This is a genomic window from Niallia sp. CD-39, assembly GCF_059874745.1.
The window spans coordinates 728,611-748,864 of the sequence record NZ_JCBCPS010000001.1 but is presented as its reverse complement, the minus strand read 5'-3'; the positions used below and the strand labels follow the sequence as shown (position 1 = coordinate 748,864).

Sequence of the window (20,254 nt, the reverse complement as noted above, 5' to 3'; positions counted from 1 at the left end):
GAAAAAGGGGTTGTTAGTCATTCAAGCAAATGTATTCATTATAGGGTTAGGGTTAATTGGCGGTTCGATTGCTCTTGCGATAAAATCATCATATAAGGATTCTGAAATTATCGGTTATGATGTGAATGAAAAGCAAGCCAATCTTGCTAAAATGCTATCTGTCATTGATGATGTAACAGACACGATTGAAGTTGCTGCCGTTAATGCTGACCTAATCATCTTAGCAACACCTGTACAAGAAACCGAAAAACTTCTAACAAAGTTAGCGCAATGGCCTTTAAAAGAAAATGTAGTCATTACAGACGTAGGAAGTACAAAGCAACAAATCGTTAAAGCTGCTGCGCAGTTAAAAGAGCGCGGAATTGCATTTATCGGTGGTCATCCAATGGCAGGATCTCATAAAAGTGGTGTAGCCTCTGCTAAACCTTTCCTCTTTGAAAACGCGTTTTATTTGCTTACACCAGAGGATCATATTTCTGAGGCAAAGATCGACTGGTTAGAGAAAATGTTGATGCCAACAAAGGCGAGATTTATAAGAGTTACACCAAAAGAGCATGATTATTTAACTGGTGTAGTCAGTCATTTTCCACATATTGTTGCGACTTCACTTGTTCATGAAGCAGAAAAAAGAAGTGAAGCAGCTGCATTGATCCCTAGACTTGCAGCTGGTGGCTTTAGGGATATAACGAGAATTGCATCAAGTAGCCCTACGATGTGGCGAGACATCCTCATGCATAATAAAGCAGTGCTGTTAGAGCTAATGAACGGTTGGATCGATGAAATGAATCGAGTTAATCGAATGCTTCAGGAAGAGGATGGAGAAGAAATTTTTACTTACTTTAATGATGCAAAGGTCTTTCGGGATGAACTGCCTCAAAAGCAACGAGGTGCCATTCATTCATTTTATGATTTGTTTATTGATGTCCCTGATTATCCAGGAGTCATTTCAGAAATAACAGGTTATTTAGCTACTGAGAATATTAGCATTACGAATATACAAATTCGAGAAATACGCGAAGAAATTCATGGAGTTTTAGTAGTTAGTTTTCAATCAGAAGGTGATCGTGAACGCGCTATCTCGTGTATAGAGGGTAAGACAGCGTATGAGCTTTCCATCGGACCATAGACTGTTAAAAGGAGGCAAGGTGAATGATTGGAGCAGCTAAATTGAAAAAAGGCTTGCAAGGTGAAATTGCGATCCCAGGAGATAAATCGATTTCTCATCGGTCAATTATGTTCGGAGCGATTGCAAACGGTCGAACAACCGTTAAGAACTTTTTATTAGGAGAAGATTGTTTAAGTACGATTGCTTGTTTTAAAGCGTTAGGTGTATTAATTGAAAGATCAGATGATGAGATTGTGATTGAAGGAAACGGACTTAGTGGTTTACAGGAGCCAACAGACATATTAAATGTTGGGAACTCTGGAACAACAATTCGCCTTTTACTAGGCATTTTAGCGGGAAGACCATTCCATAGTGTATTAATCGGGGATGATTCGATTGCAAAACGACCGATGTCTAGAGTTACAAATCCGCTTGAGCAATTTGGTGCAAAAATACAGGGTCGAGCAAATAAAGAATTTACACCTCTTTCCATCCTGGGAGGAGAGTTGTCGGCGATTAAGTATGAAATGCCAGTAGAAAGTGCACAAGTGAAATCCTCGATCCTATTTGCTGGGTTACAGGCAGACGGCAAGACAACTGTTATTGAGAAAGTTAAGACGAGAGATCATACAGAACGAATGATTCGCGCCTTTGGAGGAACGGTGGAGGAGAAAGGCTTGGAAGTATCTATTGAAGGTGGACAATTCCTACAAGCAACGGATGTGTTTGTGCCTGGTGATATTTCGTCTGCTGCATTTTTTCTTGTTGCCGCAAGCATCGTTCCGAATAGCCGTGTGACACTAAAAAATGTTGGATTGAATCCGACGAGAACTGGAATCATTGATGTTCTCCAACAAATGGGTGCAGACATTCGTATTGAAATGAAGGAAGAAAAGGGATTTGAACCAGTAGGGGATATTCAGATTCAAACATCTACATTAAAAGGAATCGAGATTGGTGGGGAGTTGATTCCCCGTCTAATTGATGAGATTCCAATAATTGCTCTTCTTGCAACGAGAGCAGAAGGTAAAACGGTTATTAAAAACGCTGAAGAATTAAAGGTGAAGGAAACAAACCGCATAGATACAGTTGTCGGTGAGTTGAAGAGGCTAGGTGCTAATATTGAAGCGACTCCTGACGGAATGGTGATTCATGGCCCATCCTCTCTTCATGGAGGGACAGTATCAAGTCATGGTGACCATCGAATTGGGATGATGCTCGCAATTGCCGACCTTCTAATAGATGAAAAAGTGCATTTAGAACGAAAAGAAGCGATTGCTGTTTCTTATCCATCTTTCTTTGAACATATTAATCGTTTGTTAACGGAATAAAGATTATCCAAGTAGAACAAGTGAGGTACTGGCATTTGTTCTACTTTTTATTGTCATATTTTTTACTTCTTTACATAGCTTGTCTTAAGCATGTTAAGGAGTGATCGAATGCCCTATATAATTGAAAATGCAACGATTCTAAAAAAAGACCAAGCAATAAGAACATCGTTACTAATGGATGAAGGGAAGGTTTCAGCCATCCAACCTCAGTTTAAAAGGTATCGATATATGAGAATGAATGCAGATGAGTATATAATGACACCTACCTTTGTTGTATATGAAGAATTAGATGCGTCCCAATCAAGTGATGAAAGGAAAAAGAAGTATCGTAAGTGGATGAATAATGGTTGTACCGTCTTTTTCACCTCATTCACGCTAAACTATGAAAGTGAGTTAGAATCTGCATTTAGAAGATTTAAAGGTTCATTAATCGGAAGCCCTATTGATTATGTAATCGGGGTATCTATTTCACCTCAGTTATTGACTACCTCTTTTATTACTCGCTGTAAGCGCCAGAAGGTGCCCGCAATCTTTCTTGAACTGAAGTCACCGAATCAGCTAACTAGTCTTCCTTGGGGTTGGCTAAGAGAGGCGATGTTTCCATACAATATGCCACTTATCCCAAAGTTTGGAGTTAAAGATCATAAAGAGCTAAAAGCGATTCAGAACGGCTGGAATGAAGTGCTGAGGGCCGAGAAAATTCCATCGATTGAAAAGCCTCTTCAAGGGGGAGAGAATTTGCCGCTAAAAACGATGGCGAAAATCGGAATCTACCCATTAAAAGGAAATATCCATATTGGGAATGAAACTTCCTATAATTTGTATAAGAAAAAGAGGGATTTCGGTTATAATGCAGAAATGATGGAAAAGGTGTATAAAGATAGTCCGCTAATCACCGTACATAAAGGAACGGTGATTAGAGCAGGAGAAAGCCTCTTTTATCGACCTGGTTATGGGGAGCATGTTACAATCAAAACCCCAGGGTATTTTAAATTTGAAGAATATGATTGAATGAAAGGATCGACCAATGGATAGAATCGCATTGATTGTGCAATATTTAGAGCAAGGTAAGCAAAATGAAGCATTACGTTTATATAAAGAAGTGTTAGAAAAAGGAACGAATGAAGAAAGATTTATGCTAACAGAGGAATTGCTGCAACTTGGCTTTTTAGAAGAAGCGAAGCTGCTATTAGAAAGGCTCCTACAGTCATATCCAGATGAAGGGGAATTGTTGGTGATGCTCGCAGAAATCACCATCGACCTTGGAGATGAGGAGCAGGCACTTCTCCTGCTTGAGCAAATCGCTGTGACAGACCACAGTTATCCTCAAGCTTTACTGTTAATGGCGGATCTGTATCAAATGCAAGGGCTCTATGAGGTGTCTGAGAAAAAGCTATTGTCTGCGAAAGATATCCTTCCAGACGAGGTATTAATTGATTTCGCATTAGGAGAGCTGTTCGCTGAAGAAGGGAAGTTTCTTGAAGCAGTTAGAATGTATGAAAAGGTGCTGCTAAAAGAAGAGAAGATTGCTGAGATGAATGTCCATGAGCGCCTTGCAGAAGTGTTAAGCGCTGGAGGTGCATTTGAAGATGCCCTTCCTCACTTTGAAAAGGCGCTAGAAGATAAGCTGGAAATTAATACGCTCTTCCGTTATGCCTTCACTGCTTTACAAGCAGGGTTTTATCGTACGGCAATTGAAAAGTTCAATGAATTAAAGGAACTTGATAAAGAATACCATAGCCTATATATCCATTTAGCAAAAGCATATGAGCATGAGGAAGAAATAGAAAACAGCCTGCATGCGGTCAAAGAAGGAATCACATATGATGAATTTAATAAAGAGCTGTTTCTCTACGCGGGCAAGCTTTCATTAAAAATAGGAAATGAAGAAGAGGCTGTAAAATACTTACGTGAGGCTCTTGCCATTGATCCTGAATACATTGAAGCAGCATTGATTCTAAATAAAGTTTTTATTCGTAATGAATATTTTGATGATGTGTTAGAGATTACAAATATGATGGATCAACAAGAAATGGATGAGCCCCAATTCTTATGGGACGCAGCAATTGCATATCGACAGAATGAAGATTTTTCACAGGCATTAAACAAATATCAACGTGCATATACTTATTTTAATCAAGAAGAGGATTTTTTATCAGATTATGGATATTTTCTAATTGAAGAAGGAAAACGGGATGACGCTGAAGAAATCTTTAAGCAACTCATTAGAATGGACTCAACGAATGAGGAGTATCGAGATATTCTTTTACGTCTCTCAGATGTAGAATAACTAATAAAGAAAATGGCTGTTAACAGAGGAGGGAAAATGGATATGGCAACCCCTGTATCTGTCAATGAAAAAAAAGACTTTATTCGTTGGTTTCTCAATCATTATCAGCTTAAGCGACGGGAATGTGTGTGGATATTAAATTACTTAATGAGTCATGACGGACTTATGGAAAAAGTTCACTTCGTAGAGCAAGCGCAATATTGCCCACGAGGGCTCGTTATGTCTACTCATTGTGTCGAAGAAGCTCCATTCCGTTTTTACAAAGGAAATGTCATGACGACAGATGCAGAGAAATCCTTTCATGACATTCGACTTAACCGTGATGAAGAAATCTATATTCAATTGAACTTCCATGCATCTAATAAAGCTCATCAATTTGCAGCAGTTCTTGAGGAAAATCCATACATGCCAAGAAAACTGCATATTACTGAAAAAGATCGTCTCATGGCTGAAAAATTCCTATCTGAAAGTCTTATGAAATTTCAAAAGGAAAAGCTCAGAAGACAAATTGACGAAGCGTTAGATCGCAATGATAAAGAAACGTTTTTAAAATTATCCAAACAACTTTCTCATTTAACTTAAAAAATCCAGCACCTTGTCCAACTAGGGCAAGGTTTATTTTTTGTCCAAAATAGAAGGAGCTCTCTCTTATTCAGGCTGTTACCAATCGATCGGATACGCAGTTTCAAGCACAGTAATCATCCTCAATATTCTGTTTTATCAGGTTCTTTTCTAAGTTAATAAGCTTAGTCTGACTACCGTTTTTATAGAAAGTTTGAAGATTTTTATAAAATTATATTTTTAAGAAAAATATATTGTCGAGAGTAGAAGTGGAATTGTCTTTATCATCGTTCTTTCTTGTTATTTCATCTTAACCTTTCGTAAGAAAAGATGATATGATAATGTTACATGATTACATTATTGGAGTTGAACAAGATGAAGTGGATCACACAGGATATGGATATGTTTGTGAAAGAGAGACAATATATAGATACAGTTGTTTTGCCGCTGTACCCGGTTTCCTTTCAAGATGATATTAAGCAATCAGTAGCTATGACTGAGTTCATGACATTATTATCAGGACAGCTTGAGAGACAGTTTAAAGGTAGATTAATGTTGTTACCAGGGTATACATATTTGACGTCAATGACTGAAGACCAAAAAATTAATGCGATTAAACTATGGGAAGAAGAATTAAAGAATGAAGGTTTTACCCATGTTTTCTATTTAACTTCTGACAGCTCGTGGAAAGAAATAGAGGACAAGCTTACAGGCGAGTTGCTATGGATGCCATCAATTCCTATGAATAATATGGACGAGCAATACAAAATGTCCATTTTAGAAGATCAAGTGAAACAACTTTTGAATTTATTTGTAAGAAGGTGGCAAAATAATGACAAGTAGGAGAGATAAGTCACATTGTTGACACCTTTCTGAACAATGATTATATTGACCTTCCATAAAGATTGATATATCATTGTTATGTCCTAGTATTATATTGTGTTGAACTATGTCCGTTTGTTGGACTCGACTTCATAATAGGGGGGGGAAAAGAATGAGCAAAAATCGTGTTTCAAGACGTCAATTCCTTAATTACACGTTAACAGGGGTTGGTGGATTTATGGCTGCTGGTATGTTAATGCCAATGGTTCGTTTTGCAATCGACCCAGTTTTACAAACAAAGGGTGAAAGCGATTTAATACCAACTAATCAAAGAATTGATGACATCACAACTGAACCGACTCGAGTAGATTTTTCGTTTGAACAAGTGGATGCATGGTATACATCTGAACAAACAGGAACAGCTTGGGTATATCGTGATGAAAATGGAGAAATTGTAGCTTTATCACCAGTATGTAAGCACTTAGGTTGTGTGGTAAACTGGGATTCCGATCCGAATAATCCACAGCATTTCTTCTGTGCTTGTCATGGTGGGCTTTACACGAAAGATGGTACAAATGTACCTGGTACACCACCATTCGGACCACTTGATGTGTATCCATTTGAAGAGGTCGATGGTTATCTTTATTTAGGAAAAGCAGTTCCGCAAGGGGGGGCGTAATCGTTGTTAAACAAGATTTATGATTGGGTTGATGAACGTTTAGATATTACGCCACTTTGGCGCGATATTGCAGATCACGAAGTACCTGAGCACGTAAACCCGGCGCATCACTTCTCGGCGTTTGTTTACTGTTTCGGTGGATTAACGTTCTTCGTTACTGTTATTCAAATACTTTCTGGAATGTTCTTAACGATGTACTATGTTCCAGATATCAAAAATGCATGGGAATCTGTGTATTACTTACAAAACCATGTTGCATTTGGACAAATTGTCCGTGGAATGCATCACTGGGGTGCAAGTTTAGTTATTGTCATGATGTTCTTACATACGCTTCGTGTATTCTTCCAAGGCGCATATAAGAAGCCAAGAGAATTAAACTGGATTGTTGGGGTTTTAATTTTCTTCGTAATGCTTGCATTAGGTTTAACTGGTTACTTATTGCCATGGGATATGAAAGCATTATTTGCAACAAAAGTTACACTACAAATTGTAGAGTCGACGCCGCTATTAGGTGATTTCCTGAAAACGTTAATCGCTGGTGATCCTGACATTGTTGGTGCACAAACGATTACGAGATTCTTCGCGATTCACGTATTCTTCTTACCAGCAGCACTATTCGGATTAATGGCCGCTCACTTTATTATGATTCGTAAACAAGGTATTTCCGGACCGTTGTAAAATACAATCTAGAACAAAGGAGGGGAAATAGCCCAATGCATAGAGGAAAAGGGATGAAATTCGTCGGGGATTCACGTGTCCCTGCTGCACGAAAACCGAATATTCCAAAGGATTACTCTGAATATCCTGGGAAAACGGAAGCGTTCTGGCCAAACTACTTATTAAAAGAATGGATGGTTGGAGCAGTATTCTTAGTCGGTTTCTTATGCTTAACAGTAGCGCATCAGCCGCCGCTTGAGAAGATCGCTGATCCGAGTGATACAGCTTATATCGCCTTACCAGACTGGTATTTCTTATTCTTATATCAATTGCTGAAATATCAATTCGCTTCAGGTCCATTTAATGCAGTCGGAGCGTTTATTATACCTGGACTAGCTTTCGGAGCGTTGTTACTTGCACCGTTCTTAGATCGTGGACCAGAACGTCGTCCATCAAAGCGACCATTTGCAACTGGATTTATGATCCTTGCCCTAGCTGGTATTACATACCTAACTTGGGAATCTGTTGCTTACCACGATTGGGAAGCTGCTAAGAAACAAGGTCAGATCGTTGCAGATGTTGAAATTGACCCAGAAGCTGAAGGATATCAAATTCTTGAGGCTAACAACTGCTTGTCCTGTCATGGTGGAGATCTACAAGGTGTTGGAGCACCTGCACTGATTGGGGTAGAATACTCTGTTGATGAAATTAAAGACATTGCAGTAAACGGTATCGGTGGAATGCCAGGTGACCTCTTCAAAGGAACAGATGAAGAACTTCAGGTTTTAGCTGAATACATTGAAAGCTTAAACGAATAAACTTTTAAACTGGCACCTAATTGGGTGCCAGTTTTTTTGAATATTCAATAGTAAAATATAAAGATCATCACAGGAGATTTTAATATTTTTCCATTAGTGGTATGCTTTGTTTGTAAGAGTTTTTTAAATAAGTAGGTGGATGGGTATGGTTTCTTCTAAGGATGTTGCGAAGCATGCAGGTGTCTCTCAAACAACGGTTTCAAGGGTTTTGAATGCACCTCAGTCGGTTAAACAAAAGACGATTGATAAGGTGATGAAATCAATTGATGAGTTGAACTATGTTCCTAATCATATAGCGCGTTCTTTGGTACAAAGAAGGACAGGAATGATTACATTAATTTCCGGACCGTTGCATAATCCGTTTTTTGTAGATACGACGACAGCGATTGTGAATTATGTCAATGCAAAAGGCTATAAGGTTAATGTATACTTCAGCAACGATGAGAATATGGATGACATTTATAATGCTGTTTTAGAATCTCGCTCGGACGGGATTATTTTATCATCAATCTTTTATGAGGATTCTTTTTATTATAAGCTAGAAAAATTAAATATTCCTTTCGTTACATTTAACCGAAAACATAAAGAATTAAAGAATTTTGTAGAAATTGATAATGAACAGGCTGGATATGCTGCAACAAAGCATATGATTGATTTAGGTCATAAGCACATTTGTTGGGTTGGTGGCCCCGATTATATGAGTACATTTAGCGGAAGGCTTAAAGGATTTAATGTAGCGATTACAGCAAATGAGATGCATCATTCAGCACAGATTTTTATAACAGATACGAAACGTGAGAGCATTGAAGGTGTTTTTAAAGAAATTATACGATTACACGAGAAGCCAACAGCGATTGTTTGTGCAACAGATGCGATTGCCATTGAATTAATGGACTTATTCATTCAATCTGGATATTCAATCCCTAAAGACATAAGTATTGCTGGCATTGATAACGTTGAGCTAAGTAAGCATAAGCTGATTAACTTAACAACAGTAGGCGCTGAGGATGAGGTCAATTTAGGCTTTATTGCAATCGAAAAATTATTTGCAGAAATTTCTGGAGAAAGCGCTTGCAACAATCATATCTCTTCTGTTAAACTATTTTCAAGAAATACAACGCGTGAAAACAAGCCTGTGAACTAGGGTTGTTTTTCATTTACTCAGAAATGGTTACGTATTCATTTCAGTATATTCAAAAATGAATACGTAACCATATTATTAATGATTGGAGGTGAGTTGCATGAAAGGATTGTTTATAAATGGACAGTGGCAACAAACATTAAGCTCAAGAAAATTGTATTCTCCGTATAACGGAGAGGAAATTGGCGAAATTTCCATAGCTTCGACAGAACAAGTGAACAACGCTATTCAACATGCAACAGAAGCAACAGAGAAGATGAAGGCATTGTCTTCGTTAGAAAGAGCTAAAATTTTGGAGGATCTATCACATTTGTTCTCAAAGAACAGAGATCAAGCAGCAAGAATCATCTCATTAGAATCTGCAAAGCCCATTAAATACGCTTATGCAGAAATCGACCGTACGATTGAAACGTATAAGTTTGCGGCAGAGGAAGCTAAACGGTTAACAGGTGAAATGATCCCGATGGATGCTTCTGAGTTTGGCAAAGGTCGATTTGCATACACGATAAGAGAGCCGTTAGGTGTAGTTGCTGCAATCACGCCATTCAATTTCCCGCAAAACTTAGTGGCACACAAAGTAGGACCTGCGATTGCAGCTGGTAACACAATTGTTTTAAAACCAGCTACACAAACATCCTTATCTGCCGTTTTCTTAGCTCAATTAATTGAAGAAACGAACCTTCCGAACGGTGCATTTAATCTAGTAACGGGCGAGGCGAAAATGATAGGAGATGCATTTTTAACTAGCCCAGGTGTAAGCATGATTACCTTTACTGGCAGCCCTGAGGTAGGAATCTCTTTAAGAAATCAGGCGGGATTAAAGAAAACAACTTTAGAATTAGGGTCAAACTCAGGGGTAATTGTTGATTCAAGTGTTCTTGTAGATGATGTGATTGATCGCATTGTTATGGGGGCATTTTCTAATCAAGGTCAAGTCTGTATTTCATTACAAAGGATTTATGTGATGGATAATCTCATCGAAGAATTCACTAAAAAGCTTAAACATGCTACAGAGAACTTGAAGCTAGGTGATCCTTTATCAATGGATACAGACGTATCCGTGATGATTTCAGCGAAAGAATCGAAACGTGTGAAGGAATGGGTTGATGAAGCTGTAAACAATGGAGCGAAAGTTATTACAGGCGGAGATATGCAAGGCAATCTATTAATGCCGACTGTATTACAGCATGTTGGAAGCAAAGAGAAGGTGCTTTGTGAAGAAGTATTTGGACCTGTAGTGAATGTGAATTCAATTGCTTCAATTAAAGAAGGAATTGAAGCAATTAACTCTTCTGACTATGGCTTGCAAGCGGGGGTTTTTACAAACGATATTGCAACGGCATTTACTGTAGCTAAGGAAATTCACGTTGGTGGAGTCGTCATTAATGATATCCCCACTTACCGTGTCGACCATATGCCATATGGAGGAGTAAAGAATAGCGGCACTGGCCGTGAAGGCATCAAGTATGCATTGGATGAAATGACAGAATTAAAACTGGTTATCTGGAATAATAATTGAATTCAATTCTATGAGTCTATTAAAAGGAGAGGAATGTTCACATGAATATTATTCAAAAACACCCTAAATTGTATGTGATGGATAACGGAAGAATGAGGATGGATAAAAACTTTATGATTGCGATGCATAATCCAGCAACAATAGATTCACCTAATCGACCAAATGAATTTGTAGAGTTTCCAGTGTATACGGTGCTCATTGATCACCCAGAAGGAAAGATTCTGTTTGACACGGCATGTAACCCTGATTCTATGGGACCGCAAGGAAGATGGAGCGAAGCGACGCAAAAAGCGTTTCCAATCACGATGTCGGAAGAATGTTATTTGCATCATCGTTTAGAACAATTAAATGTCAGGCCAGAAGATATAAAGTTTGTTGTTGCCTCACATTTACATTTAGACCATGCTGGTTGTTTAGAATTATTTACGAATGCAACGATTATTGTGCAAGAAGCTGAGTTTAATGGAACGATGCAGCAATATGCGCAAAATGTCAAAGAAGGGGCTTACGTCTGGGCAGACATTGACATGTGGATTAAAAACAATCTTAAATGGCGTTTTATTAAACGTGGTGAAGATCATGTGAAGCTAGCAAAAGGCATAGAAGTTTTGAATTTTGGAAGCGGACATGCATGGGGAATGCTTGGTTTACATGTTGATATGCCAGAGACAGGTGGAATCATCTTGGCATCTGATGCTATTTATACAGCCGACAGTTTTGGACCTCCAGTAAAACCACCTGGAATTATCTATGATTCGCTTGGTTATAATTCAACGGTTGAGCGTATTCGAAGACTAGCAAATGAAACAAACTCTCAAGTTTGGTTTGGCCATGATCCAGATCAGTTTAAAGGGTTTAGGAAATCGACAGAAGGTTATTACGAATAAAGGAGAGTTTCATAAATGGAGAAAATCACATTTGTGCCAATTAGTTATACAGGATGGGGAGCTCTTACAAGTCTCAGCCCAGAAGTCGACCGTTATAACCCAAAGAAGATTTTATTAGTAGCGGATCCTTTCTTGAAAGAGAATGGTGTTGTCACCGATATTTGTAATAGGATAAGCGCTGAAAACCGTGAAGTAATAACATATACAGAAGTGCTACCAGAACCCCCATTAGAAATTGGCGAGAAACTCGTTGCTTTTACGAAGGAAAATCAATTTGATTTGGTGATCGGTTTAGGCGGCGGGAGCGCATTGGATCTAGCAAAGCTTGCAGCTCTCATTGCTACACAAGAAGGAACGGTGGAAGATTACCTTAATCTAACCGGGACAAAACAAATCGAGCAAAGAGGGTTACCTAAAATTTTGATTCCGACAACATCAGGTACAGGCTCAGAGGTCACGAACATTTCTGTTTTATCTCTGACTACGACAAAAGATGTGATTGCACATGATTTTATGTTAGCAGATGTTGCAATTGTCGACCCTGAGTTAACCGTCACACTTCCACCAAAGATTACTGCTGCAACTGGAATCGATGCGCTTACACATGCAATTGAAGCGTACATATCCAAAAATGCAAATGAAGTGACGGATGGACTCGCAATTAAAGCGATTCAATTAATTAGTCAATCCATTCGAACGGCAGTAATGGATGGTGATAATAAGGAAGCAAGGACAAAAATGAGCTATGGAAGTTATTTGGCAGGGTTAGCATTTTTTAATGCAGGTGTAGCTGGCGTACATGCTTTAGCGTATCCGTTAGGTGGACAGTTCCATATTGCTCATGGTGATTCAAACGCTGTTCTCCTGCCGTATGTAATGGGATATATTCGTCAAAGCTGCGAGAAAAAGATGAAAGACATCTTAGACGCAATGGGGCACTCAAGCTCGTATTTATCACAAAAGGAAGCTTCTTATAAATGTGTTAATATGTTAAAAGAATTAGTTGAGGATGTAGGAATTCCATCTACATTAAGCGGGTTTTCAATTAATAAAACAGCCTTACAGAGTCTAACTGATGATGCTCAAAAGCAGAAACGATTATTAGCTCGAAGTCCAATGGAACTAACAGGGAAAGATATATTTGCAATATACAATGCAGCCTTATATGGAAAGATAACTGAACCATCTATATAGTTGAATAAGCGCTATTGGTCATCCGCCAGTAGCGCTGTTTTAATTCATAATAATGGGGGGTGTCGGTTGATCCGCATCTTGTTTAAGTGAGATATGGAGCTTCTTATTTTTGTTTATTCCCGCATAAAATATGTTATTAATATCCATGATTTCATGCCTTTTTAACTCCTGCATTAGCCATTGCATCGAAATATCCTCCCTATTTAGCACTTGTTCGTGAATTGTACCATCTACAATAATCGGTATTTGCCACCCATGGTCAGGCAATGGTGCTGGTACATCTTCAACTTTAATCGGTTCTTTTGCACGAATTGGCTTGACGGACATCATTCCATTCGCTTCAATGATGGCAATGTCAACGTCTTTTACATCAAATAGATCCTTTTCTCTAAGCATTTGGAGAATATTATCAATCGAATACTTAATTGATTTCATGTTATGTACGAGAAATTTTCCTTTGTAAATGACAACAGTAGGTTCAAAAGTAATTAATTTTCCAAATTTCCTACTTTTAATAGATACATTAGATATAATATACTGAAGCAGGAAAATAACGACAATGGATATAATGATGTAAAAGTGATTTACATCCGGTTCGGCAATGTCAGCTCCCACCAGGGCTCCAAGTGTAATGACGATAATAAAGTCAAACACTGGTAATTGTCCAACTGAACGTTTTCCCATCATTAATGTGACAAACAATAAAAATGGAATGATGGATAAGATTCTTCCGATTATTAATAAAATATCATGAACTGTATCCAAATTAGTCACATCCTAAAAGCTTTTCTCTTAGAATGTACTAATTTAAATTTTTCAAGCAGAGGTGTGTTTTTTATGGGGATTTTTATGTTTGTTTTTTTCATCGCCTTAATTGGATCATTATGGCAATTAAGTTTTATTCGAGTTTTAGAGAAAATCAAATACCAGAGATTAGATAAAGATTCAGTTTTTGTTTGTTGTTTATTGGCTTTTATCTTCCTAACACTCGTTGCTTATGGAGTTGTTGCTTTAGTATGATTCATCCAATTCTAGCAGCACACTTTATTTTTGCTAAATCCGATTAAATACATAGATGTTTCTTGATTGCCCGCCGCTTTCACGATACGTTTCAATCACTTCAATCATACCGATCTTTTGAGCCTTGACAAGCATACGCTTAAAGGTAGAGCGTGAAATGACATTTACTTCATGGTTTTTATACGTGTAGAGGATCATATTGTCAATTTTTTCGATTGAGACCCCAGGAATATGTTTTGCATACTCAATGAGACGCTCAAACCCAATGTGTTCTCCTTTTGAAAAGTGCTTTCTAGCGATTGGGAGCCATCGATCGAGATGCTGCTGAAACTCTTCGCCGTTTTTAAATTGAGAGTAATGAATGTATTCATTCATTCTTTTACACCGCGCTTTCACAACTGTTTCACCTATAGTATCTTTTTTTGAAGTTAAGCTCATACAAAGAAATTATATGGTGTTACTTTGTTAGTAGGAGGCGAGCGCTGTTCGCTCGTTTTTTTCTATGGTAAAATAATGAAAGTTTAACTCTACCAAGAAATGAGGAAAAACAGTGAATTGGATCTATCCATTGTTAGGAAATAGAAAAGTATTGCTTTTATTGTTTGTCATTAATTTTTTTGGAACTGTCTATGGATTCATATGGTACGAAGATCAATTAGCCAACACTCCGTCAATTTTTCTTCCATTTGTGCCAGATAGCCCAACAGCAAGTATGTTCTTCGTGTTTGTCCTTGTTGCTTTTCTTTTAGGAAAGAACTGGCCATTAGTAGAGGCATTAGCAATTGTCACATTAGTAAAGTATGGAATTTGGGCTGTTATAATGAATTTACTTACGTGGAATGTAACTGGAGAGCTAGGATGGGATGGGTGGATGCTCATCTTCTCCCACGGTGCGATGGCTGTACAAGGAGTACTGTATGCACCATTTTATCGGATGAAGTTATGGCATCTTGTCGTTGCGGCAGTGTGGACATTACATAATGACGTAATTGATTATGTGTTTTTTATGATGCCAAGATACAGTATGTTAAATGATTATATCCCACAAATTGGCTATTTTACTTTTTGGTTAAGTATTTTTAGTATTGCAGTTGCCTATTATTTTGCGGTTCGAGAAGATCGTTTTACATTATCAATAACGAAACGAACATAATAGAAAATCAACTATTTTGGTCTAACCTTGTCCCCTTCTTCATACATTTTTATTAGTAATTTGAAGGAGGACAAGCAATGAAACGTTTGCTTTTATTATTTCTTATCTGTCTATTATGCCTACCAGTAACGGGATTTACCTATAAAGAAGATGCCATTGTGACTATGAACCGTCTATCAGATGATGTATTGCAGATGGCGAAGCTTGATCGTTATGAAGAAGTGAAGCAGTTATTAGATTATTTTGCCTCACAATTGGATGGGTACCATCGTGATAACGAAACGTTTTCTACAGATGAGTTACGTATCTTAATGACTTCTCATCAAGAAGCGATGCAGGCATCTGTAGATCCGAATTTATCGAGCCAAGAAAAGGTAAATCGAATTACAAAGTTTCGCTTTGTCGTTGATGTCCTTTCTAAGCCCTATTCTCCGTTGTGGACGATGATGGAAGAGCCAATTATGGCAGTATACTATGAGATGAAGGATGCAGCCTTTGAAGGCGATCGCGACTCTTTCAATGCAACCTTCAATGATTTTTTAGCAAAATATGATATGATTTATCCGAGTATTCGATTAGCAACCCAACCTGAAACAATCCATACTTTAGACACTCGGATTGACTTTATAGACCGTTACCGTAATCAAGTTGTAACGGAACAAAAAAGTCGAGATGAATTAGTAGCATTGGAGTCAGATTTAACGAATATGTTTCAAAATTTAACAGAGGATGAAACAGATCCTTCTATATGGTGGGTAATAATTTCGACTGGGAGCATCATCATTCTTACATTATCCTATGTTGGTTGGAGAAAATATATTGGAGACGATCTGAAAAGAAAACGAAAAGATCCTAATTCATAATTCGAAAAATAGAACTTCGGGGGTTAGAAATGGCATTAACCTTGGTTTATTTTGGAATCATTATCCTAATTCCAATATGGGCACAAATGAAAGTGAAAAGCGCATATGGAAAATACTCCAAAGTTTCTTCTTCATCACAAATGACAGGTGCAGAAGTAGCAAGACGAATTTTAGATGCAAATGGCTTATATAATGTTACGGTTGAAGAAACACGAGGAGTTTTAACAGATCATTATGATCCAAGAACAAAGAAAATTCGCCTATCTTCAGGGAATTATCACGGACATTCAGTTGCTGCTGCAGCCGTCGCTGCACATGAAGTAGGGCATGCAATTCAAGACAAGGAGGCATATTCGTTCTTACGATTACGTCACGCTTTAGTACCGGTAGCGAATATAGGCTCGAATTTATCTTAGGTATTAATATTAGTAGGGATATTTGCTTCGTTAAGTGGACTTGTCCTTTTTGGAATTGTATTTATGGCAGCAGCTGTCCTGTTTCAGCTTGTTACTCTGCCGGTAGAATTTAATGCGTCGAATCGTGCGATGGATCAAGTCGTTTCATTAGGTGTTATTCGCAATGATGAAGAAAAAGAAACGAAAAAAGTATTAAATGCAGCTGCTTTGACGTATGTAGCCGCTGCAGCCGTTGCTGTATTAGAACTAGTTCGTTTTATACTGATCTTCATGGGCAGAAATAAAAACGATTAATTGAAAAAGGGCATCAGAACATATACTGATGCCTCAGACTGTTGACAAACGCATGCATACGTCGTTGTTTGGCATCAAAGTCCCCTCATGAACCAAATGTTCTATTCGGGTCTTCACTTGACTGCACGCCGAGTCTGACAAGCGTTTTCAAGACAGTCTGTGAGTTTCATCTATTGTTAATAAGTCCTCTAAAAAAATGTAGACAAAGTCAGAAATCGACTTTGTCTACAATCTCGGGCATCAGTATTTATACTGATGCCTTTGTGTTTTGAAATTTCTCTTCAAGTTGGAGAATTCTTTGTTGAAAATACTTCTCAAAAAACGGATGACGGTGGATACCTTGTTCATCTGTAACAAATGTGAAGGTAGAGTCTGGATGCTGCAGCTTAGTTGCTAACAGCTCTTGTGCTTCCATTGTACATGGAACCATGTTTTGCAAAATATTTGGATACTCTAGTCCCTCTTGTTCACCAATGTACCAAAAGATATGCTTTTCATCATGAATATTCGCCTGTTTTTCCAAAAATGATAGGAAATTTGGATACCAAAGAGATGGAGAAATCAAGAAATAATAATCAAATAAATTTCTTTTGGTTAACATTGCATATAGTGACACTAAGCCACCGAAAGAGGCACCTGCAATTCCTAATTTCTTAGCCTCAATTGACAGATTGAACTTCTCTTGTAAAAACGGGAGAAGTTCTTCAGTTACTAGTTTTAAATATGTATCTGCTTCACCTTCATATATGTATTCGTCGACATTAGCAAGCCATGGTGTATACTCTTTGTTGCGATCTACTGGTTCGACTCCTACAAATGCAATATGTTCAAGAGGCTGTTGTTCGAAATAGTCAAATAAATAAGAGCCATCTTGAACGATAATGGTTAATTGCGGCGATTTATTTTTAGGTAACAAAACCGTTAACTGTCGTTGATTCCATAGAAGTTTTTGCATAGGATCACTACTTTCATCTATTTTCTTAACTATACTATGAAACCTTTCGATAAAAAAGGAGAGAAAATGAAGATTAATAGAAATACTCCCTCTTATTGAAAGACTGAGTGATAGACTTCTCCAATAAAACCCTCTAATTGATGTTTGCCAAGTTCAGAGTTTGTCATAATGACCAACCCTTCAGCCACCTCTGGGTGTATAACTAGCATACATTGATAGCCAATGCCCCAACCAAGTGATGTTACTTCTATTTTATCTGTTGCTTCATGATTTATAAAGATTCCAAGCCCAGTCCATGGCTTGAATTGTGGTGTAATCATTTCTTTTATGAGCTTACTTGTGATACCAATTTTACTCTTCCCTTTTAGTGCGTTAATCATTTCCAAAGCAATTTGTGCTAAGTCACCGGCAGTTGTCCATAGACCGGCAGCGGCGGGGTAAGGGTAGACAGAATATCTCTCATCAATGAGCTTCCCGTTTTTATCGTGACCAGATGCTAATATAAACTTTGTGTTTAAGGAATATGTGCTATGTTGCATTTGTAATGGCTGAAAAATAACTTCCTCCATCACTTTATGAAAAGGTCTTTCGATGACAGCTTCGATTATGAGTTGGATGATACAAAAATTAGCGTCAGCATAATGAAACTCTGTTTCAGGAGCATACTTAACCCTTATTTCTTCTGAACAATACGTTGTTTGTCCTTTTAGAACTTCAAGAATGGTTGGGATGACACAAGTTGGAGTCGAAGCTTGGAAGCTATATGGTGGATCAAGAATTCCTGAATGGTGACTTAATAAATGTCTTAATGTAATTATTTCGAGCGCATGACTTCCTGCATATCGGACTTTCCAAGAAGTGAGATAGTTATTTACATCTTCATCTAAGCTTAAAACGTTTCGCTCAATGAGTGCTAAAACAAGCATTGAAGTTGCAAATTTACTAATGGAGCAAGCATTGAATAATGTTTGCGGACTAATTAATTGATTGGTCTTAGTTTCAATAAAACCATGGGTAGTTGTATCAAAAAGTTTCTCGTCCTTAATGTAAGCAATGCTTGCACCAATGACATTATGTTTAAGCATTTTCTTTTCAACATCATGTGTGAGCACTAACATGATGGGTCTATTATCACTTTAGAGTGAGACAGGGATAAGGACATTACATATTGTTCACCGATAGGACCGGTCCTTCTTTCTCCAGTATCAATAAAGCCAGTTCTTTCATATAGTCTTTGGGCTGAAATGTTTTTATGATTTACAACCAATATGACTTCATCAAATGTGGGAAATTCAGTTTTTACGAAGAAAGGAAGCAAAGTCATAGCTTGTTTCGCAAATCCTTTTCCTTGTTCGTTGTAATCGATAGATAATGCCGTTAAGAGAAGTGCCCTTTGATTACTTGTATATTCTTTTACTCGATCAGACGTATGAAGGATAAAAAATCCGATTGGAAGCTTATTTTTTAAAATCACAACTTGATGAAGACCTTCAATGTCCTGAAGTTTATCTTTTGGTAGGGCTGTAAACTGCTTTTGATCTTCTAGTAGTTGTATGGATTGTAGTTTTTGATGGTGTTCTTCTTTAAGGAAACTCAATGTAATCTTCGAATCTTGCGACATTTCCTAGTACCCCCAATGTTAAGATAAATGAATTATAAAGTAAGAACGTATGTTTGTAAAGTTGTGATTGATTAACTTCGTAAAATGATCAATAAATTAAATCATGAGAAGAATGCTTCCTATAGAGAGATGCACTTGCACTTTTCTCGATGAAAAAAGTTTGTAAAAGCTTTTTGATTTAGCTAACATGAAAGAAGAAACAATGATAAAATGATGAAAGTTTTAGAGGATGTGATGGTATGGATAAGAAATCAATGGTTGACATGCAAAAAGAAGTCGATCAGTATATAGGACAATTTAAAGAAGGCTATTTTAGCCCGCTTGCTATGCTTGCTAGACTCACAGAAGAACTCGGAGAGCTTTCGAGAGAAGTGAATCATTACTATGGCGAGAAGCCTAAGAAAACAAGTGAAGACGAGAAAGAAATAGAAGAAGAACTTGGAGATTTATTGTTTGTGCTCATTTGTATGGCGAATTCATTAAATATCGATTTAGAAGAGGCACATAACCGAGTAATGCATAAATTCAGCACGAGAGATAAGGATCGTTGGACGAGAATCGAAGAATAGGAGTGTAAATACATATGGTAACAATCGCAATTGCAGGGGCTAGAGGCAGAATGGGTACAGAGGCTGTCCACTTAGTTAATCGGACTAAGGGATATGAACTCGTTGCAGTCTTAGATCATAAAAACGATGGTGGCACATTAAGTGATTTTTCAGGTTTTGAAAAGATTGGGGAGAACATTCCTGTTTATACTGATATTGATAATTTATTTTCACAACAACAAGTTGATGTCTTAATCGACTTAACGACACCAGAAGTAGGCATGCTACATACAAAAACAGCACTACAATTTGGAGTAAGGCCAGTTGTTGGTACGACAGGATTTACACAAAGTGATTTAGCTGAATTGAAGTCTCTTTGT

23 protein-coding genes and 1 pseudogene are annotated in these 20,254 nt (G+C 37.7%); 19 read left to right on the top strand and 5 right to left on the bottom strand.

What is annotated here, in order from left to right:
* Positions 1–19: 19 nt before the first annotated feature.
* The 13 genes from AC6F34_RS03775 (at position 20) to AC6F34_RS03715 (ending at position 13,004) form a co-directional block, all read left to right on the top strand.
* Positions 20–1,126, top strand: a complete 1,107-nt coding sequence (locus AC6F34_RS03775) for a prephenate dehydrogenase (protein WP_500770127.1) — start codon at positions 20–22, stop codon at positions 1,124–1,126.
* 23 nt (positions 1,127–1,149) lie between these two features.
* The gene (gene aroA / locus AC6F34_RS03770) at positions 1,150–2,436 is read left to right on the top strand and encodes a 3-phosphoshikimate 1-carboxyvinyltransferase (RefSeq protein ID WP_500769096.1); all 1,287 of its coding nucleotides are present in this window, start codon (positions 1,150–1,152) and stop codon (positions 2,434–2,436) included.
* Between the two features lie 108 nt (positions 2,437–2,544).
* Entirely contained in the window at positions 2,545–3,447 is a 903-nt protein-coding gene (locus AC6F34_RS03765; protein ID WP_500769094.1) for a hypothetical protein, read from the top strand.
* Positions 3,448–3,463: 16 nt separating this feature from the next.
* The gene (locus AC6F34_RS03760) at positions 3,464–4,726 is read left to right on the top strand and encodes a tetratricopeptide repeat protein (RefSeq protein WP_500769092.1); all 1,263 of its coding nucleotides are present in this window, start codon (positions 3,464–3,466) and stop codon (positions 4,724–4,726) included.
* 42 nt (positions 4,727–4,768) lie between these two features.
* Positions 4,769–5,308, top strand: a complete 540-nt coding sequence (locus tag AC6F34_RS03755) for a ReoY family proteolytic degradation factor (protein WP_500770125.1) — start codon at positions 4,769–4,771, stop codon at positions 5,306–5,308.
* 354 nt (positions 5,309–5,662) lie between these two features.
* The gene (locus tag AC6F34_RS03750) at positions 5,663–6,130 is read left to right on the top strand and encodes a YpiF family protein (RefSeq protein ID WP_500769090.1); all 468 of its coding nucleotides are present in this window, start codon (positions 5,663–5,665) and stop codon (positions 6,128–6,130) included.
* 151 nt (positions 6,131–6,281) lie between these two features.
* Entirely contained in the window at positions 6,282–6,788 is a 507-nt protein-coding gene (locus AC6F34_RS03745; protein ID WP_500769088.1) for a Rieske (2Fe-2S) protein, read from the top strand.
* 3 nt (positions 6,789–6,791) lie between these two features.
* Positions 6,792–7,466, top strand: a complete 675-nt coding sequence (qcrB, locus tag AC6F34_RS03740; protein ID WP_500769086.1) for a menaquinol-cytochrome c reductase cytochrome b subunit — start codon at positions 6,792–6,794, stop codon at positions 7,464–7,466.
* A 35-nt stretch (positions 7,467–7,501) separates the two neighbouring features.
* Positions 7,502–8,263 carry a c-type cytochrome gene (locus AC6F34_RS03735; protein ID WP_500769084.1) on the top strand — a complete coding sequence of 254 codons (762 nt, stop codon included), beginning with the start codon at positions 7,502–7,504 and terminating at the stop codon, positions 8,261–8,263.
* A 145-nt stretch (positions 8,264–8,408) separates the two neighbouring features.
* The gene (locus AC6F34_RS03730) at positions 8,409–9,407 is read left to right on the top strand and encodes a LacI family DNA-binding transcriptional regulator (protein WP_500769082.1); all 999 of its coding nucleotides are present in this window, start codon (positions 8,409–8,411) and stop codon (positions 9,405–9,407) included.
* A gap of 97 nt (positions 9,408–9,504) precedes the next feature.
* Positions 9,505–10,923, top strand: coding sequence for an aldehyde dehydrogenase family protein (locus tag AC6F34_RS03725; protein ID WP_500769080.1), 1,419 nt, complete (start codon positions 9,505–9,507; stop codon positions 10,921–10,923).
* Positions 10,924–10,964: 41 nt separating this feature from the next.
* A complete protein-coding gene (ahlS, locus tag AC6F34_RS03720) occupies positions 10,965–11,810 on the top strand; it encodes an AhlS family quorum-quenching N-acyl homoserine lactonase (protein ID WP_500769078.1) in 846 nt (281 codons plus the stop codon).
* Between the two features lie 15 nt (positions 11,811–11,825).
* Entirely contained in the window at positions 11,826–13,004 is a 1,179-nt protein-coding gene (locus tag AC6F34_RS03715) for an iron-containing alcohol dehydrogenase (RefSeq protein WP_500769076.1), read from the top strand.
* Positions 13,005–13,043: 39 nt separating this feature from the next.
* Here AC6F34_RS03715 and AC6F34_RS03710 read toward each other — a convergent pair whose 3' ends face one another.
* Positions 13,044–13,769 carry a DUF421 domain-containing protein gene (locus tag AC6F34_RS03710; RefSeq protein WP_500769074.1) on the bottom strand — a complete coding sequence of 242 codons (726 nt, stop codon included), beginning with the start codon at positions 13,767–13,769 and terminating at the stop codon, positions 13,044–13,046.
* A 72-nt stretch (positions 13,770–13,841) separates the two neighbouring features.
* Between AC6F34_RS03710 and AC6F34_RS03705 the strand changes: the two genes are divergently transcribed.
* Complete coding sequence (locus AC6F34_RS03705; RefSeq protein WP_500769072.1) at positions 13,842–14,024, top strand: hypothetical protein; 183 nt, start codon at positions 13,842–13,844, stop codon at positions 14,022–14,024.
* Positions 14,025–14,057: 33 nt separating this feature from the next.
* Here AC6F34_RS03705 and AC6F34_RS03700 read toward each other — a convergent pair whose 3' ends face one another.
* Positions 14,058–14,399, bottom strand: coding sequence for a hypothetical protein (locus tag AC6F34_RS03700; RefSeq protein ID WP_500769070.1), 342 nt, complete (start codon positions 14,397–14,399; stop codon positions 14,058–14,060).
* A 175-nt stretch (positions 14,400–14,574) separates the two neighbouring features.
* On the opposite strand from AC6F34_RS03700, the gene lhaT reads away from it, so the two are divergent.
* From lhaT to AC6F34_RS03685, 3 genes and pseudogenes are all read left to right on the top strand, one after another.
* A complete protein-coding gene (gene lhaT / locus AC6F34_RS03695) occupies positions 14,575–15,177 on the top strand; it encodes a lipoprotein heptaprenylglyceryl N-acetyltransferase LhaT (protein ID WP_500769068.1) in 603 nt (200 codons plus the stop codon).
* A 77-nt stretch (positions 15,178–15,254) separates the two neighbouring features.
* Complete coding sequence (gene ypjB / locus AC6F34_RS03690; RefSeq protein WP_500769066.1) at positions 15,255–16,040, top strand: sporulation protein YpjB; 786 nt, start codon at positions 15,255–15,257, stop codon at positions 16,038–16,040.
* Positions 16,041–16,069: 29 nt separating this feature from the next.
* Positions 16,070–16,750, top strand: a pseudogene (locus AC6F34_RS03685) (zinc metallopeptidase).
* A 247-nt stretch (positions 16,751–16,997) separates the two neighbouring features.
* Here AC6F34_RS03685 and AC6F34_RS03680 read toward each other — a convergent pair.
* The 3 genes from AC6F34_RS03680 to AC6F34_RS03670 all read right to left on the bottom strand — a co-directional run bounded on the left by AC6F34_RS03680 (position 16,998) and on the right by AC6F34_RS03670 (position 19,326).
* Positions 16,998–17,705, bottom strand: a complete 708-nt coding sequence (locus AC6F34_RS03680; RefSeq protein ID WP_500769064.1) for an alpha/beta hydrolase — start codon at positions 17,703–17,705, stop codon at positions 16,998–17,000.
* Between the two features lie 92 nt (positions 17,706–17,797).
* Positions 17,798–18,790 (bottom strand): serine hydrolase domain-containing protein, encoded by a 993-nt coding sequence (locus AC6F34_RS03675; RefSeq protein WP_500769062.1) that lies wholly within the window; start codon positions 18,788–18,790, stop codon positions 17,798–17,800.
* Positions 18,791–18,816: 26 nt separating this feature from the next.
* Positions 18,817–19,326, bottom strand: coding sequence for a GNAT family N-acetyltransferase (locus tag AC6F34_RS03670; RefSeq protein WP_500769060.1), 510 nt, complete (start codon positions 19,324–19,326; stop codon positions 18,817–18,819).
* A 239-nt stretch (positions 19,327–19,565) separates the two neighbouring features.
* Here AC6F34_RS03670 and AC6F34_RS03665 point away from each other — a divergent pair, with 239 nt between their 5' ends.
* The gene (locus AC6F34_RS03665) at positions 19,566–19,895 is read left to right on the top strand and encodes a nucleotide pyrophosphohydrolase (RefSeq protein ID WP_500769058.1); all 330 of its coding nucleotides are present in this window, start codon (positions 19,566–19,568) and stop codon (positions 19,893–19,895) included.
* A gap of 14 nt (positions 19,896–19,909) precedes the next feature.
* On the top strand, positions 19,910–20,254 hold a 345-nt coding region (locus tag AC6F34_RS03660), incomplete at its 3' end, for a Gfo/Idh/MocA family oxidoreductase (RefSeq protein ID WP_500769056.1).

Bases quoted from the DNA above. Each gene is read 5' to 3' on its own strand.
- aroA (WP_500769096.1), top strand. From the start codon at position 1,150: ATGATTGGAGCAGCTAAATTGAAAAAAGGCTTGCAAGGTGAAATTGCG.
- AC6F34_RS03765 (WP_500769094.1), top strand. From the start codon at position 2,545: ATGCCCTATATAATTGAAAATGCAACGATTCTAAAAAAAGACCAAGCA.
- AC6F34_RS03760 (WP_500769092.1), top strand. From the start codon at position 3,464: ATGGATAGAATCGCATTGATTGTGCAATATTTAGAGCAAGGTAAGCAA.
- AC6F34_RS03755 (WP_500770125.1), top strand. From the start codon at position 4,769: ATGGCAACCCCTGTATCTGTCAATGAAAAAAAAGACTTTATTCGTTGG.
- AC6F34_RS03750 (WP_500769090.1), top strand. From the start codon at position 5,663: ATGAAGTGGATCACACAGGATATGGATATGTTTGTGAAAGAGAGACAA.
- AC6F34_RS03745 (WP_500769088.1), top strand. From the start codon at position 6,282: ATGAGCAAAAATCGTGTTTCAAGACGTCAATTCCTTAATTACACGTTA.
- AC6F34_RS03735 (WP_500769084.1), top strand. From the start codon at position 7,502: ATGCATAGAGGAAAAGGGATGAAATTCGTCGGGGATTCACGTGTCCCT.
- AC6F34_RS03730 (WP_500769082.1), top strand. From the start codon at position 8,409: ATGGTTTCTTCTAAGGATGTTGCGAAGCATGCAGGTGTCTCTCAAACA.
- AC6F34_RS03725 (WP_500769080.1), top strand. From the start codon at position 9,505: ATGAAAGGATTGTTTATAAATGGACAGTGGCAACAAACATTAAGCTCA.
- ahlS (WP_500769078.1), top strand. From the start codon at position 10,965: ATGAATATTATTCAAAAACACCCTAAATTGTATGTGATGGATAACGGA.
- AC6F34_RS03715 (WP_500769076.1), top strand. From the start codon at position 11,826: ATGGAGAAAATCACATTTGTGCCAATTAGTTATACAGGATGGGGAGCT.
- AC6F34_RS03705 (WP_500769072.1), top strand. From the start codon at position 13,842: ATGGGGATTTTTATGTTTGTTTTTTTCATCGCCTTAATTGGATCATTA.
- AC6F34_RS03700 (WP_500769070.1), bottom strand. From the start codon at position 14,399: ATGAATGAATACATTCATTACTCTCAATTTAAAAACGGCGAAGAGTTT.
- ypjB (WP_500769066.1), top strand. From the start codon at position 15,255: ATGAAACGTTTGCTTTTATTATTTCTTATCTGTCTATTATGCCTACCA.
- AC6F34_RS03680 (WP_500769064.1), bottom strand. From the start codon at position 17,705: ATGCAAAAACTTCTATGGAATCAACGACAGTTAACGGTTTTGTTACCT.
- AC6F34_RS03675 (WP_500769062.1), bottom strand. From the start codon at position 18,790: ATGCTTAAACATAATGTCATTGGTGCAAGCATTGCTTACATTAAGGAC.
- AC6F34_RS03670 (WP_500769060.1), bottom strand. From the start codon at position 19,326: ATGTCGCAAGATTCGAAGATTACATTGAGTTTCCTTAAAGAAGAACAC.
- AC6F34_RS03665 (WP_500769058.1), top strand. From the start codon at position 19,566: ATGGATAAGAAATCAATGGTTGACATGCAAAAAGAAGTCGATCAGTAT.